Below are 14,761 nucleotides of genomic sequence, written 5' to 3'. Positions count from 1 at the left end.
CCGCCGGCGGGAAGGAGAAGGCGGGCTTCACCGGTGCTGGTGGCGATACTCCTGCGTGCGGCCGCCGTAGCCATAGGCCGCGGCGCGGGCGTCGATCACGTGGACGTAGGAGACCGGATGCAGCTTGCCCAGCAGACCGGACATGGTCTCGAACACGGCCGCGATGAATTCGGATTTTTCCGCCTTGGTGTTGGTTTCATCGGTCACGCTGATGTCCAGGTGGAAGGTGTTGCAGCCCTGCTCGGACAGCGGCGTGTCGGCGATGATCCAGCTGTCGTGCGGGATGTACTGGACCGTTACGGCGATCACGTCGCGCTGCTTGCCGAGCACGCGCTCGGTCAGGTCGGCAATGGCGCTGGCGCTGCGGCGGGTGAGGTCGGCATCGGGTTGGCCGGACAGGTGCAGGACGATGTGGGGCATGGCGGGCTCCTTGGGTTTGGGGCGGGTGGGTGAAGCCATGGTAGGGCGTGGTGTAGTATCGGAAAAGCGGGAATAACCGATGCCTTCCATCGGCTATGCCGAAACCACTCCACCCCTGCCCGGAGGCTTGCCATGCGTGGATTCGACACCGACCAGTTGCGCACCTTCGTGACGGTTGCCGACAGCGGCAGCCTGTCGGCCGCGGCGCCCAGGCTGTTCCTGTCGCAGTCGTCGGTCAGCGAGCAGCTGCGCAAGCTGGAAGAGCGCGCCGGCGTGCCGCTGCTGACGCGCGGCCGCCATGGCGCGCACCCGACGCCGGCCGGACAGCGGCTGCTCGCGCACGCGCGGCGCATCCTGGACCTGAACGAACTGGCCTTGCAGGAGCTGCGCGGCCACGCGCTGGAAGGCGAGCTGCGCCTTGCGGTGACCGACTATTTCCGCCCCGGCGAGATTGCCGGCATGCTGCGGCGCCTGCGCGAGCGCTATCCGTACCTGCGCCTGCACGTGACGGTGATGAAGAGCGCGGCGATCGATGCCGCGGCCGGGCGCGACACCTTCGACATCGGACTCAGCATGCGGCTGCCGGGCACGCGCGGCGCAGCTTCGCGTGGCATGGTGCTGCGGCGCGAGCCGCTCGCCTGGGTCGCCGCGCCGGCCGAGGCCGACAGCCTGCCCGCGACCCTTCCCCTGGTGCTGCTGCCCGATACCTGCTCGCTGCACCAGTACGTGGTGCAGCGGCTGCTGCGCAAGCGGGTGCCGTTCGAGATCGCGCACTCCGCGTCCGGCGTGGCGGGGCTGCACCTGGCGCTGGCGGCGGGGCTGGGGGTGTCGTGCCTGAACGCCTCGGCTATCGGGCCCGGCGTGGCGCCGCTGGATGCCGCCACCGTCGCGCGGCTGGGATTGCCGCGGCTGCCGGAGGCGGAGTTCTTCCTGCTGCCCGCGCGGCGCGGCGAGTCTGCCTTCATTGCGGAAGCGCGCGATGCGCTGGCCGCACAACTGGCCTAGCGCGACCCCTTCGAAGTCAGAAAAGGATCACAAATCGGTCCATGCAAGGGAGCGCGGTTGTGTTGAAAGCAACATATCCGGATTGTGAATAGGAATAATTCGCAATCTCGTTGACCATGACAATCCCGTAATCGATAATTCGCCCGCTTTTCCAAATTATTACAGTCGATTACAGGCCAATGAGAATAAAACTTCACCCGATTTGTGCCGCGGTGGCGGGGAGCTTCGTATTTCAACCGATGCTGGTGTGGGCACAGTCCTCACCGGCGGCGACGCCGGCGCAGTTGCCGGAAGTCACCGTCAAGGCGGACGTCAGCCGTGAGCTGGGCGCGGGCTACAACCCGCCCAATGCGGTCAGCGCGACCAAGACCGAAGCGCCGCTGCGCGACGTGCCGCAAACCGTCAACGTGGTTACCGCCGAGGTCATGCGCGACCAGCACGCCACCTCGATGCAGGACGCGCTGAAGAACGTGCCGGGCGTGTCGTTCTCGCACGGCGACGGCCAGCGCGACCAGGTCTCGATCCGCGGATTTACCGCCATCGCCGACCAGTTTGTCGACGGCATCCGCGACGATGCGCTGTACTTCCGCGACCTGTCCAACGTCGACCGCGTCGAGGTCATCAAGGGACCGGCCGCGGTGCTGTACGGGCGCGGCTCGTCGGGCGGCCTGATCAACCGCGTGACCAAGAAGCCGGGCATCGACGTTACCGATTTCGCACTCAGCTACGGCATGTGGGCCGACCGCCGTGCCGAGGCCGACGTCGGCCGCGTGTTCGCCGACGGCGCCGCGGCGTTCCGTATCACCGGCGCGGTGGAGAAGGCCAACAGCTACCGCTCGCAGCAGTTCCTGGACCGCAAGGCAATCGCGCCGTCGCTGGAATTGCGCGTCGCGCCCGAGACCACCGTGCTGTTCCAGGCCGACTACCTGGAAGACCGCCGCGTGACCGACTTCGGCATCCCGGCGTACCGCGGGCGGCCGGTGGACGTGCCCGCGTCGCGCTACTACGGCGCGGCCAACGCGCGCGACGCCGACTACTCGCAGTCGCGTGTGTTCTCCGGCACTGCCACGATCAACCATCGCTTCAATGAGAACTGGTCGATCCGCAATGCGACGCGGTACTACCACTACTCGCTGGACCGGAACAATACGTTGACCAGGTCTGTCGATGAAGCGGCCCGCACGCTGACGATGAACCACGGTAACGTCCGTCGCGAGGAGCATGGCTGGTTCAACCAGACCGACCTGACGCAGAAGGCGACCATCTTCGGCACGAAGCACGAGATCCTGTACGGCATGGAGATCGGCCAGCAGAACAAGGATCAGGTCAACAATACCCAGCCAGTGCGTAACGCCAGTGGTGGCATTGCTCAGTTTGACTTGTTTAACCCGGTGCTTCCGGTGCTTCCGCGCCTTGTGCCAGGCAACCCGGCCACCTCGAACCTGGGTATCTTCAACACCCTGGCTTTCTACACCCAGGACATGATCACCTTCAGCGAGCAGTGGAAGGCGCTGGTTGGGGTGCGCTACGACAACTTCCAGCAGGAGACCAAGAGCCGCATCGCAGGCCAGCGCGATCTGTCGCGCACTGACACCGCCTGGAGTCCGCGCGCGGGCCTGGTGTGGCAGCCGACCAAGACCCAGTCGTACTACGTGTCCTGGAGCAAGTCGTTCCAGCCGTCGGGCGAAGCGTTCGCCGTGGCGGCCAACAATGCGGATCTCGGTCCGGAGAGCACCAGGAACACCGAAGTCGGGGCCAAGTACGATTGGCTGAACGGGAAGGCCAGCACCACAATCTCGGTGTTCCGCCTGGAGCGCAGCAATATGAAGGTGCAGAACGCTGCCGGGACTGCAATCCTTCCGATCGGCACGCAGCGAACCGATGGCGTGGAACTGTCCGGCGCAGCAGAGTTGCCGCAAGGCTGGCGTGTCCTGGCAGGCTACGCGTACCTTGACGCCCGGGTCACTAGCTCCACCCAGATCGATGCCGGACAGCCGGTGCAAGGCAAGCGCGCGACGATTACGCCGATGCACAGCGGCAACGTTTGGCTGACCAAGGATCTGGGCCACGGCTTCGGCGTGGGTGCCGGCTTGAACCTGGTCGGCAAGCGCTTCGCGAATCCGGGCAACACCGTGACCCTGCCCGGCTATGTCACCGCCGACGCGATGGCCTGGTACCGCCGCGGTGCCTTCGAGGCCCAGCTGAACGTGTACAACCTGTTCGACAAGGGCTACATCGTCTCGGCGCACGGCACCAACGCCAACCTGAACATGCCCGGCGCTCCGCGCAGCGTCATGGCCACCCTGCGCTACCGCATGTAAAGCGCAGCATCGGGGACAAAAAAACCGGGCGGTTCGTCACCGCCCGGTTTTTTTTCGCCTGCTGTTTCTTCTTCTGCCGGTCACGCAACCGCATGCCCCGGAGAAACCCTGAGTGCCGGCATCGCTCAGTGCTCGCGCTCCCAGGTCTGGGTGCGGCCGATCAGGCTGATGCCGATGAAGCCGCGCACGTTGAGCTTGTTGCCATCTTCGCTGAGCGCCATCTTGCTCTTGTAGACCTTGCCGTTCTCCGGATCGAGGATCTCGCCGCCGCTCCACTCGTTGTCGCCGGTCTTGCGCAGGCCGGACAGGATGGTCATGCCGATCAGCGGCTGGTCCTTGCGTGCATCGGTGCACTTGTCGCAGACGCGCGGCTTGCCGTCGCTGTCGACGAAGCTCTTGAGCAGGCGTCCGCTGTAGACGCCGTTCTTCTCGGTGATCTCCACCAGCCCGCGCGGCTTGCCGGTGTTGTCGTCGATGGTCTTCCACGTGCCGGTGGGCGTGGCCTGCGCCAGCGCCGCGGCGCTGCCGAGCAGGGTGGCGGCAAGCACCGCGGCGCGCACGGTGCAGGCGATGAGGGAAGGGCTGCGCATGATGTCTCCTTTGAGGTCCGTAGCGACGCCAATCTACTGGCGCAGCCGCCGCGCCGCAATCCGGCGCGGACGCGCGCGCGCCGCTCCGCGGCGCTTGCCTGCTTCCCGCCAGCCCGCATGCAGCGGGCGTTTGCGGGTTATTGTGGCGCAGCAAAACGTGCCTGCGCACGGCTGCTGAAGCAATCCTCTAAGCGGACGTACGACCCACCGCGCGCCACCTCGCCACGTCCCTGCGCGAGCGCGCGAACGCATCCGCAAAGCACGGCGCGCGCGCTCCGCATCGCGCGGCACGACGCGGCCTGATCGCAGCGACTGCCGGACTGTTGCCGCGACGCTTCGCTGTCGTCGCGGCTTGGCTCGATCGCAACGCTTCGATGCCGTCGCGATGTCCTTGCGATGCCTTCGCGATGCCTTTCGATGTTGCGTCGATGCAAACCGTTGCGTGCACGCATCACTCTCTCGCGCGCTCGCCGATGGTGTCGCACAGCGACCGACGCCGGTGTCGTCGAGCATCGAGCATGGCGTCGCGCGTGCGTGTCGGCTCGAGTGTGTAAAGCATGCAGGGCGCGCGCCGGTGATCGCGTCGCGCGCGTGTCGAAGCGTGCCGCCGCACAGCGCGAAGCGCGCCGCTCGCGTATCGGTGCATCGCCCGCAAAGCCTTTGTCCATGCGGCTTTTCGGAAAGTGCGAGGACACTCGGCAGCTCTGTTCGCAGTCGTCGCGCGCACGCTGCGCGGCTTGTCATCGCTACGCGCGACGGTGTGTAAAAGCTGCGGCGCGCGCGGTCGGCGAAGGGGCATCGCGCGGCGTGCGCGAGCGCGCGTGGTGGGTCCCGACATCGGCATGCGCGCGACGCGTTTCGATGTCGTCGGCAACGTCTTCGTGACGACGCGCGTGAGAACTAGTTGGAGCGATGCATGCAGGCAAGTTTTTTTGCACTTTTTTCTTAACATCATCGTGCAAACGAATTATGATTCGCCTTGACAAGAGTCTCACTTCATTGCAGCGAAGCAGGAAGCAAGATGGAACCGAAAAGCGCGATGCGCGCTTCGATGCAATGACGAAGGTAGTAGCTGAGGAGCACGAGAACTTTGACGCAGACCAGCCCCGACCGGCTTCTTAAAACGCGTGCAGTCTCCCTTGGTCCATTGACGGGTTGGACCCGCTACCACCGAATGAATGCCGCCTGCCGTGCGCGAGGCCAAGCCCGCACCGCAGGCCTGCTGTCCGATATCTCCTCAATTCTGGCCGCGCGCCGGCTCAACGGGCGGTGCGGGCTGATCGAATATTCCAGGGCGCGGCATGTGCCCGAGACCCGCTTGCGGGCTCGCGCCGGCCGCCAAGTCACCGCCATGGGCGGTGCCCCTGCAACCGAATTCATTAGCGTGCAGCAGTGGTCGGGCCGCACGCCGATGAATCGCTCGCTCGACTGGGGCCGCGCTGCTGTGGCGCGCCTCGGGTCGGTCGGGTCGCCAACTTAGGTCATTCGATATTCACTCTCTAGTGAAGGAGTTATCCATGGCAACTGCTGCAAAGAAAAAGCCGGCGGCTAAGAAGGCCGCCAAGCCGGCCGCCAAGAAGGCTGCTGTGAAGAAGGTCGCCGCCAAGAAGGCTGCACCGGCCGCCAAGAAGGCAGCCGCCAAGAAGGCACCGGCCAAGAAGGCCGCGGTGAAGAAGGTCGCCGCCAAGAAGGCCGCACCGGCCAAGAAGGCAGCCGCCAAGAAGGCAGCACCGGCCAAGAAGGCCGCAGTGAAGAAGGTCGCCGCCAAGAAGGCAGCACCGGCCAAGAAGGCAGCCGCCAAGAAGGCACCGGCCAAGAAGGCCGCAGTAAAGAAGGTCGCCGCCAAGAAGGCAGCACCGGCCAAGAAGGCTGCTGCCAAGAAGGCGCCTGCCAAGAAGGCCGCTGCCAAGAAGGCTGCACCGGCCAAGAAGGCTGCTGCGAAGAAGCCGGCCGCCAAGAAGGCTGCTGCCAAGAAGCCGGCTGCCAAGAAGGCTGCCGCCAAGCCTGCCGCGGCCCCTGCCGTTGCTCCCGCTTCGGCTGCCAAGACCGCGCTGAACCCGGCTGCTGCCTGGCCGTTCCCGACGGGCAACCGTCCGTAAGCTGCGCCGCCAAGGCGTGGATCCTACCCGTTCCGCAAGGAACCACAACGGCACGCACGTCGTGCCCGCATGACCGGATACCGCGTATCCGGTCCGCAAGACACCTGGTCTTGCCCGACCCGCCGATGGCAACCCGCCCGGCGGGTTTTTTCATGGGCGCGCGCGGGCTGCGTCCGGGCCTGGCAAGACCCCTGAGCGGCCAAAGAAAAAGCGCCGCACCCTTGCGGGTACGGCGCCCGGGAGCGCCTTGGGTGAGGGCCTGCGTGGCCGTCAGTGCGTGACTCGGGTCACGCCGCCGGAGGACAGCAGCCGCACCCGTTCGCCGGGGCGGAAGGCTTCGTCGGCTTCCTGCGTGATCGCGCGCATCTCGCCGTTGTCCAGGCGCACGGTGATCTCCAGCGCGCGGCGCTGGTTGATCTTGTTCTCGGCCGCGCTGCCAGCGATGCCGCCCAGCACCGCGCCGAGGATGCCGGCCGCGACCGCGCCGTTGCCGCCGCCGATGGTGCTGCCGGCCGCGATGCCGCCGATGGCGCCGCCGGCCAGCGTGCCGGCGCCGCTCTGGCTGCCCTGGATGGTGACCTCGCGGATGCCTTCGACCACGCCATAGCGCACGGTCTGCTCGCGCTGCGCCTGGCCGGTGCTGTAGACGCTGTTGGAATTGGATTGCGTGGCGCAGCCGGCCGCCAGCGTGGCAACCAGGGTGGCCCCCAGGACGGCAAGCGCGCCGCCGCGTAGCTTGTTGTTCATGTCAGTTCCCGAAAATTTCGCCACGCGCCGGCCGCAGCTCAGGCGTAGCGGTACCCGAACGCAGACTGGAACCGGTTGCCGATTTCATCGCGCGACAACCAGTGGTTCTGCGGACCCTGCTGCGCGATCTTGACCGACCCCATCAGCGATGCGAGGCGGCCGGTCGTTTCCCAGTCTAATCCGTTTTCGATGCCGTAGAGCAGGCCGCCGCGGAAGGCGTCGCCACAGCCGGTCGGATCGACGATGCGCTCGGCTGCAACGGCCGGGATCGCGTACTGGCGGCCATCGGCAAAGATGCTGGCGCCGCGTTCGCCGTGCGTGACGATGAAGGCACGGACCTTGGCGGCAACCTCGGCGCTGGTCCACGCGGTGCGCGACAGCAGGACCTGCGCCTCGTAGTCATTGACTGTCACGTAACTGGCGAGTTCAACGAACTCGCGCAGGTCGTCGCCATTGAACAGCGGCATGGCCTGGCCCAGGTCGAAGATGAACGGCACGCCGGCCTCGGCGAACTGGCGCGCGTGGTGCAGCATGCCTTCGCGGCTGTCGGGCGCGACGATGCCCAGGCTCGGCGCCGGCGTTCCGCCGAGCGCGTCCTTGACGTGGTTCAGCTGCGACTGGCTCATCGCGCCAGGGTGGAAGGCGGTGATCTGGTTGTTGTCCAGGTCGGTGGTGATCATCGCCTGCGCGGTGAAGGTCTCCGGCAGCACGCGGATGTGGCCGGTCGGGATCTCCAGCTTGCGCAGGTATTCCAGGTAGGGTTCGGCGTCGATGCCGACGGTGGCCATCACCACCGGATCGCCGCCCAGCATCTTCAGCGTGTAGGCGATGTTGCCGGCGCAACCGCCGAACTCGCGGCGCATGCCGGGCACCAGGAACGAGACGTTCAGCATGTGGATCTGGTCCGGCAGGATGTGTTCGCGGAAGCGTCCGTCGAACGTCATGATGGTGTCGTAGGCGACGGAGCCGCAGATCAGGCTGGCCATGCTCTCTCCAGGTGTTCGGGTTTGGGTTCGGGTGGATCGGCGCCCTTTGCGGGCAGAAGCAGTAACGCACAAAACAGAAGCGGCCGCCCCGTGGTCGCGGGCGGCCGCTGACATCGCAGGCGCGCCGCCTGTTACTTCAGCGCGGCCAGGGCGGCGTCGTAGTCGGGCTCGGTCTTGATCTCGGGCACCAGCTGGCTGTACTTGACGGTGTCGTTCTCGTCCAGCACCACCACGGCGCGCGCGGTCACGCCGGCGAGCGGGCCGGTCTTGATGTCGACGCCGTAGTTGCCCTTGAACTCGGCGCCGCGCATGGTCGACAGCGGCACCACGTTGGCCAGGCCTTCGGCGCTGCAGAAGCGGCCCATGGCGAACGGCAGGTCGGCGGAGATGGTCAGCACCACGGTGTTGGCCAGGCCGCTGGCGGCTTCGTTGAACTTGCGCGCCGACGCCTGGCACACCGGCGTATCCAGGCTCGGGACGATGTTCAGCACCTTGCGCTTGCCGGCGAAGTCGGCCAGCGTGACGTCCTTCAGGTCCTTGCCGACCAGCGAGAAGGCGGGGGCCTTGTCGCCGACTTGCGGGAACTTGCCTGCGACTTCGATGGCGTTGCCGCCGAGGGTGACGTTGCTCATGTCTACTCCTTGCTATCTGATGGATTTCCGGTTGCAGTCCGGAGCGGGGGCAAGGCCCGCCGCCGGACTCGGATTCGGTCAGGCAGCGGGCCAGGAATTCAGGGATAAAAAATCAGCACGCGATAGTTGGCTGGCGCCTGCTGCGTCCGGAATCGTACCCGAACCGGCAGCTCCATGCCCGCGCGCAGCCCTTGCGCGGCAAAGGCCTGCTGCGACGGCTCCAGGTATTCGGCGGGCTGCAGCACCCGGCGCAGCAGCAGCTGGTCCTGCAGGTCGGTCATCACCAGCTCGATCGCCGGCAGCGCAGTGCTGGCGCGGCCCAGGTTGCGCAGCGTGACGGCCAGCAGGTAGGTGTCGCCGCCTTCATCCTGGCGCTGCAGCTGCGAGCTCTCGATGCGCAGCGCATCGATGTCGCGCCACGGCGGCACGGTGCAGCCCAGCGGCGCGCATGCCGCCTCGAGTGCCGGGCGCAGCATCGGAAAGTGCCCGGCGAGCTGGCTGCGTCCCAGGTAGGCAAGCTGCAACAGCGCGGCGATGGCGAGTACCACGGCTGCCGCGCGCCACGCGGCGCTGGGCACCGCAATGGGCCGGCGCGGCTGGCGTTCGCGTTCGCGCTCGCGCGCGTGCCGCAGGAAGTCGGGGGCGAACACCGGGCCGGCCGGTGCTTCGGTGCGGACCCAGCGGCGCGTCGCCTGCTCGCGCGCGACCGCGCCACCGGTGACGCTGCCAAGGGTGTCAGGGCCGGCGGCGCGCGCTTCGTCCTGCTCGCCGACCGCGGGCGATGCGTTCGGCGGCGTGGCGGCCGCAGCCGGGTCAGCGGGGCGCCGCGTTTGCTCCGGCCACGGCGCCGACTCGGATGCCTGATCGGCCGATGCCGCGCGCAGGAATTCGCTCGCGCTGGGGATGGCGCCGGGAGCCGGCGCCGCGGGTTTACCGGCCGGGCTATCGAGTGCGCCGTGATCGAGTGCCGGCCAGGCGGTTGCCGGCGCGGGCGGCTGTGCCGCCGGTGCCGGTGCCGGGGATGGGGCTGCTTCGACGACCGGGCCTGCGGCCTGGCGCTGCGCGTCGCGCGCATCGCGGTCGGCGACCGCCGCGTTGGCTTCGCGCAGCGCGCGCTCGATCTCGGCATCGTCCATGCCAGCCTGCGGCGGCGCGGCCATGTCCTCGGGCGACGACATCAGCATGGTCGGCGCATCGAGCGCCGGCACGTCGTAGCCGGGATCGATGGTCGGGGTGAAGGCGGGAGTCGGGGCGGGCGTCGGCGCGGGTGCCGGTGCTTGTGACGATGCCGGCGGCGCGGTGGTGTCGGCGGCAGCGGGGGCAGGCGCTGCCGGCTTCTGTGCCGGAGCGCTGCCCGCGGTGTTGCCCGCCGGCAGCGGGATCTCGATCAGGTGCTCGCGCGCGTCGAACACCGTCTCGCACTGGCCGCAGCGCACCAGCCCCTGGCGCAGCCGCAGCTGGTCGGCGACCAGCCGGAAGGCGGTGCGGCAGGCCGGGCAGCGCGTGACTAGCTTGACGGCGGCCATCGGGCGCAATCAGGGACGGGTGCCGTGCAGGCAGACCCAGCCTTCCTCGCTGCGCCACACCGTCAGCGGCAACCACGGCGCATAGGCCGCGGCGACTTCGTCGGCCTGGCGCTCGAGCACGCCGGACAGCACCAGCCGCCCGCCGGCGCGCACGCGCGCGCTCAGCATCGCGGCCATCAGCTTGAGCGGGTTGGACAGGATATTGGCGACCACCAGGTCGTAGCTGGCGTCGGACACCGATTCCGGCAGCGCGAACGACGCCTCGACGCGGTTGCGCTCGGCGTTGTAGCGCGACGCTTCCACCGCGTTGGGGTCGATGTCGATGCCGACCGTGTCGCCCGCGCCCAGCTTGCGCGCGACGATCGCCAGGATGCCGGAGCCGCAGCCGTAGTCGAGCACGGTTTCGCCTGGTGTCAGGTTCTGCTCCAGCCACTGCATGCACAGCCGCGTGGTGGGATGGCTGCCGGTGCCGAAGGCCAGGCCCGGGTCGAGCTCCAGCACCACGGCGTCGGGCTCGGGCGCGTCGTGCCACGACGGCACCACCCAGATGCGCTCGCCCACGCGGATCGGCTCGAACTGCGATTGCGTCAGCCGCACCCAGTCCTGGTCCTCGACCGCGCGCAGCTGGTACGCCGGCACCGGGTCGATGCCGAGCTGGTTGGCGGCGGCCGCCACCACCACGGCCGGATCGGCATCGTCGCCGAACAGCGCGACCACGCGCGAGCGGTTCCACGCGAGTTGCTTCGGTTCCAGCCCGGGCTCGCCAAAGAGCGGCTGCTCGTCGGGCGTGTCGGCGTCGGCGTCTTCCACCGAGACCGACAGCGCGCCGAGGTCGAACAGGGCGTCAGACCAGGCTTCGGCCTGGTCCTGCGCCACTTCGATCACACATTCCTGAAATGCCACGGGCTTCCTTCTGTTGCTGCGGGTTGCTCGGACCGGTGCTCAGGCCTTCGCGCGTTCTGCCAGGCGATGCTCGAGATAATGGATGCTGGTGCCGCCCTCGACGAAGTTGGCGTCCATCATCAGCTCGCGGTGCAGCGGCACGTTGGTCTGGATGCCGTCCACCACCATTTCCGACAGCGCGATGCGCATGCGGGCGATGGCCTGCTCGCGCGTGGCGCCGTAGGAGATGATCTTGCCGATCATCGAATCGTAGTTGGGCGGGACGAAGTAACCATCATACGCGTGCGAGTCGACCCGCACACCCGGGCCGCCGGGCATGTGCCAGGCGGTGATGCGCCCCGGCGACGGGATGAACTTGAACGGGTCCTCTGCGTTGATGCGGCATTCGACCGCGTGGCCGCGGAACTGCACGTCCTTCTGGCGGAAGCGCAGCTTTTCGCCGAAGGCGATGCGGATCTGCTCCTGCACGATATCGATGCCGGTGATCATCTCGGTGACCGGGTGCTCGACCTGCACGCGCGTGTTCATCTCGATGAAGTAGAACTCGTTGTTCTCGTACAGGAACTCGAAGGTGCCGGCGCCGCGGTAGCCCATCTTCTTGCACGCGTCGGCGCAGCGGTCGCCGATGCGCTCGATCAGGCGACGCGGGATATGCGGCGCGGGAGCTTCCTCGATCACCTTCTGGTGGCGGCGCTGCATCGAGCAGTCGCGCTCGCCCAGCCAGATGGCCTGCTTGTGCTGGTCGGCCAGGATCTGGATTTCCACATGGCGCGGGTTCTCGAGGAACTTCTCCATGTAGACCTCGGGATTGCCGAAGGCGCGGCCGGCTTCTTCGCGCGTCATGTTGACGGCGTTGATCAGCGCGGCTTCGGTATGCACCACGCGCATGCCGCGGCCACCGCCGCCGCCGGCGGCCTTGATGATCACCGGGTAGCCGACGCGGCGCGCGGTCGCCAGGATTTCCTTGGGATCGTCGGGCAGGGCGCCGTCCGAGCCGGGCACGCACGGCACGCCGGCCTTGATCATGGCCTGCTTGGCCGAGACCTTGTCGCCCATCAGGCGGATGCTGTCGGCGGTCGGGCCGATAAAGACGAAGCCGGACTTTTCCACGCGCTCGGCAAAGTCCGCGTTCTCGGACAGGAAGCCGTAGCCGGGGTGGATGGCCTGCGCGTCGGTCACCTCGGCGGCCGAGATGATGGCGGGCATGTTCAGGTACGACAGCGGCGACGGGGCCGGGCCGATGCAGACGGCTTCGTCTGCCAGGCGCACGTACTTGGCCTCCTTGTCGGCCTCGGAGTACACCACGACCGTCTTGATGCCCAGTTCGCGGCAGGCGCGCTGGATGCGAAGAGCGATTTCGCCGCGGTTCGCGATCAGAATTTTTTCAAACATGGTCTCTCTCTGCGAGAACAGTAGCGGTCCCGCTGCGCGGCGCCATGATGCGCCGGGCGCGCTCCGCGGTGGCCTGTGGCCACCCGGGCCGCGATACTGCGGGAACTGCATGGAACTGCACGGAACGGGCCGCGAAGCCCACAACGTCCCTGGCGCCCAAAGCGCCGCGGCATGCCGCGCGGGACGGGCCGCAGGAGGCCGCTTGCGCGGCCGGCGGCAGCCCCGGGGCCGGCATGCCGGTCAGGATCAGCCGATGACGAACAGCGGCTGGCCGTATTCCACGGCCTGGCCGTTCTCGACCAGGATTTCCTTGATGACGCCGGCCTTGTCGCACTCGATCTCGTTGAGCAGCTTCATGGCTTCGATGATGCAGACGGTCTGGCCTTCCTTGACCGAATCGCCGACGTTGACGAAGGGCGCGGCGCCGGGCGACGGCGCGCGGTAGAACGTGCCCACCATCGGCGAGGTCACCACATGGCCGGCGGGCAGCTGCGCAACCGGTTCGGCAGCCGGCGCGGCGGCGCCGGCTGGGGCGGCCGCGGCAGGCGCGGCGGCGGGCAGGGCCTGCATCTGCGGCATGGTCATCGGCGCGGCGACGACTTGCGGCGGTTGCTTGACGATGCGTACCTTGCCGTCGCCTTCGGTGACTTCCAGCTCGGAGATGCCGGATTCGGCCACCAGGTCGATAAGCGTCTTCAGCTTGCGCAGGTCCATCTTTTTATCCTCCTGAATCGGGTTTTCCGCCGCTGCCCGGGACGGGCCGTGGCGGAACAATCGTTGTGCCGGCCACCGGAAATCCGCGCCCGCCGTGCCGAGGCACGCCAACGGGCGCAGGCCGCCGGGCAGCGCGCGCAGGTTGTCGAAAAAATCCTTGTGGGGGTTCAGCTCCCCGAACCGTCGGGCGGGGGCTGCTCCTGGCCCAGTACATAGTCCAGCGCCAGCAGGTAACCCTGCCAGCCAAGCCCGCAGACCACCCCGACCGCCACGTCCGAGAAGTAGGAGTGGTGCCGGAAGCTTTCACGCCGGTGCACGTTCGACAGGTGCACCTCGATGAACGGGATCGCCACGCCAGCCAGCGCATCGCGCAACGCCACGCTGGTATGCGTATAGGCAGCCGGGTTGATGATGATGAACTCGACCCCTTCCGCGCGGGCGGCATGGATGCGGTCGACCAGCGCTCCCTCGTGGTTGGACTGGAACGTCTCCAGCGCCGCGCCGGCTTTCGCCGCGCGTTCGGCCAGGGCCGCGTCGATATCGGCCAGCGTGGTGTGCCCGTAGGTCTCCGGCTCGCGCGTCCCCAGCAGGTTAAGGTTTGGCCCGTGCAGGACCAGCACCTTGCGGTAGCGGGGTGAGCGACGGATAGAGCGGGATGCAGTCACGGCGGCTCGACCAGATCAACGAAATTGCGCGGAGATTACCGTAGCTTAGAGGGATTTGTCTAGCGCGCAATACAGGCCTCGACGGCCCTTGGCGCGCTCTCGGCGGCCTTTTGAGCACTTTCGCACCTGAGCGGTCTTCAGCCGAAACAAATCGTTGAAGAAAGCCGAAATTCCGCGATGTTGGTGCAAGAAGTGGCTCAGGTGCGCGGCAGCACGGCACGCAGTTCGTCCGCGGTGACCCGGCCCATCTTGCGATACTTCACCGATCCGTCCGGATTGATGACGACGGTATAGGGCAGGCCGCCGGCGCTGTTGCCGAAATTGCGGGACAACTCGGTGCCGGCAAATCCCGCCACCGCCAGCGGGTACGCAACTGGCACCTTCTGGGTGAACTGCTGGATGTTCGCCGCCGAATCGATACCGATCCCGACAAATTCCACCTCGCGATGCTTGAACTCCTCATGCAAGGCAGTCAGTTCCGGCATTTCCTCGACGCACGGTCCGCACCACGGCGCCCAGAAGTTGACCACCACGGTCTTGCCACGCAGCTTGCCCAGATCGAGTTCCGTGCCAGCCGGGTCGGGCAGCCGCGACTGGAACAAGGTTTCGACGGCCTGGTCATTGGCTGGCTTGGGCGAAAAGACGAAATGCCCGGCCAGCGCACCGGCGGCACAGGCGATCACGGCGACAGCGATCCACAGCCAGAGGCGGGAGCGGCGGGCGGGCGGGGCGATGGTATCAGTCATGGAATGGCTGGGACC

At 67.4% G+C, this 14,761-nt stretch carries 14 protein-coding genes; 3 read left to right on the top strand and 11 right to left on the bottom strand.

The features are described from left to right. Positions 1–27: 27 nt before the first annotated feature. Entirely contained in the window at positions 28–420 is a 393-nt protein-coding gene (locus A2G96_RS19760; RefSeq protein WP_062801743.1) for a tautomerase family protein, read from the bottom strand. A 132-nt stretch (positions 421–552) separates the two neighbouring features. On the opposite strand from A2G96_RS19760, the gene A2G96_RS19755 reads away from it, so the two are divergent. Together A2G96_RS19755 and A2G96_RS19750 are read left to right on the top strand one after the other, a co-directional pair. Then, entirely contained in the window at positions 553–1,425 is an 873-nt protein-coding gene (locus A2G96_RS19755) for a LysR family transcriptional regulator (protein WP_062801742.1), read from the top strand. Positions 1,426–1,604: 179 nt separating this feature from the next. Beyond that, positions 1,605–3,746 (top strand): TonB-dependent receptor, encoded by a 2,142-nt coding sequence (locus A2G96_RS19750; RefSeq protein WP_062801741.1) that lies wholly within the window; start codon positions 1,605–1,607, stop codon positions 3,744–3,746. Between the two features lie 125 nt (positions 3,747–3,871). On the opposite strand, the gene A2G96_RS19745 is transcribed toward A2G96_RS19750, so the two are convergent. After that, complete coding sequence (locus A2G96_RS19745) at positions 3,872–4,336, bottom strand: DUF2147 domain-containing protein (RefSeq protein WP_062801740.1); 465 nt, start codon at positions 4,334–4,336, stop codon at positions 3,872–3,874. A 1,517-nt stretch (positions 4,337–5,853) separates the two neighbouring features. Here A2G96_RS19745 and A2G96_RS19740 point away from each other — a divergent pair. Beyond that, positions 5,854–6,435 carry a histone H1-like DNA-binding protein gene (locus A2G96_RS19740; RefSeq protein WP_062801739.1) on the top strand — a complete coding sequence of 194 codons (582 nt, stop codon included), beginning with the start codon at positions 5,854–5,856 and terminating at the stop codon, positions 6,433–6,435. Positions 6,436–6,705: 270 nt separating this feature from the next. Here A2G96_RS19740 and A2G96_RS19735 read toward each other — a convergent pair whose 3' ends face one another. The 9 genes from A2G96_RS19735 to A2G96_RS19695 form a co-directional block, all read right to left on the bottom strand. Next, entirely contained in the window at positions 6,706–7,182 is a 477-nt protein-coding gene (locus A2G96_RS19735; RefSeq protein ID WP_062801738.1) for an outer membrane lipoprotein, read from the bottom strand. 38 nt (positions 7,183–7,220) lie between these two features. After that, on the bottom strand, positions 7,221–8,168 hold the full coding sequence (locus A2G96_RS19730; protein ID WP_062801737.1) for a carbohydrate kinase family protein: 948 nt from the start codon (positions 8,166–8,168) through the stop codon (positions 7,221–7,223). Positions 8,169–8,299: 131 nt separating this feature from the next. Beyond that, on the bottom strand, positions 8,300–8,800 hold the full coding sequence (gene tpx, locus A2G96_RS19725) for a thiol peroxidase (RefSeq protein WP_062801736.1): 501 nt from the start codon (positions 8,798–8,800) through the stop codon (positions 8,300–8,302). 98 nt (positions 8,801–8,898) lie between these two features. Continuing rightward, entirely contained in the window at positions 8,899–10,326 is a 1,428-nt protein-coding gene (locus A2G96_RS19720; RefSeq protein WP_062802250.1) for a DUF3426 domain-containing protein, read from the bottom strand. A 9-nt stretch (positions 10,327–10,335) separates the two neighbouring features. Beyond that, entirely contained in the window at positions 10,336–11,229 is an 894-nt protein-coding gene (prmA, locus tag A2G96_RS19715) for a 50S ribosomal protein L11 methyltransferase (protein WP_062801735.1), read from the bottom strand. A 39-nt stretch (positions 11,230–11,268) separates the two neighbouring features. Further along, the gene (accC, locus tag A2G96_RS19710) at positions 11,269–12,621 is read right to left on the bottom strand and encodes an acetyl-CoA carboxylase biotin carboxylase subunit (protein ID WP_062801734.1); all 1,353 of its coding nucleotides are present in this window, start codon (positions 12,619–12,621) and stop codon (positions 11,269–11,271) included. Between the two features lie 246 nt (positions 12,622–12,867). Continuing rightward, positions 12,868–13,335, bottom strand: coding sequence for an acetyl-CoA carboxylase biotin carboxyl carrier protein (gene accB / locus A2G96_RS19705; protein ID WP_062801733.1), 468 nt, complete (start codon positions 13,333–13,335; stop codon positions 12,868–12,870). 167 nt (positions 13,336–13,502) lie between these two features. Beyond that, positions 13,503–14,000, bottom strand: a complete 498-nt coding sequence (aroQ, locus tag A2G96_RS19700; protein WP_062801732.1) for a type II 3-dehydroquinate dehydratase — start codon at positions 13,998–14,000, stop codon at positions 13,503–13,505. A 197-nt stretch (positions 14,001–14,197) separates the two neighbouring features. After that, a complete protein-coding gene (locus A2G96_RS19695) occupies positions 14,198–14,746 on the bottom strand; it encodes a TlpA family protein disulfide reductase (RefSeq protein ID WP_062801731.1) in 549 nt (182 codons plus the stop codon). Positions 14,747–14,761 lie beyond the last annotated feature (15 nt).

Source organism: Cupriavidus nantongensis (assembly GCF_001598055.1).
Taxonomy (GTDB): Bacteria; Pseudomonadota; Gammaproteobacteria; order Burkholderiales; family Burkholderiaceae; genus Cupriavidus; species Cupriavidus nantongensis.
Note: the sequence above shows the minus strand (reverse complement) of the source record. Positions and strands in the feature narration are given on the sequence as shown.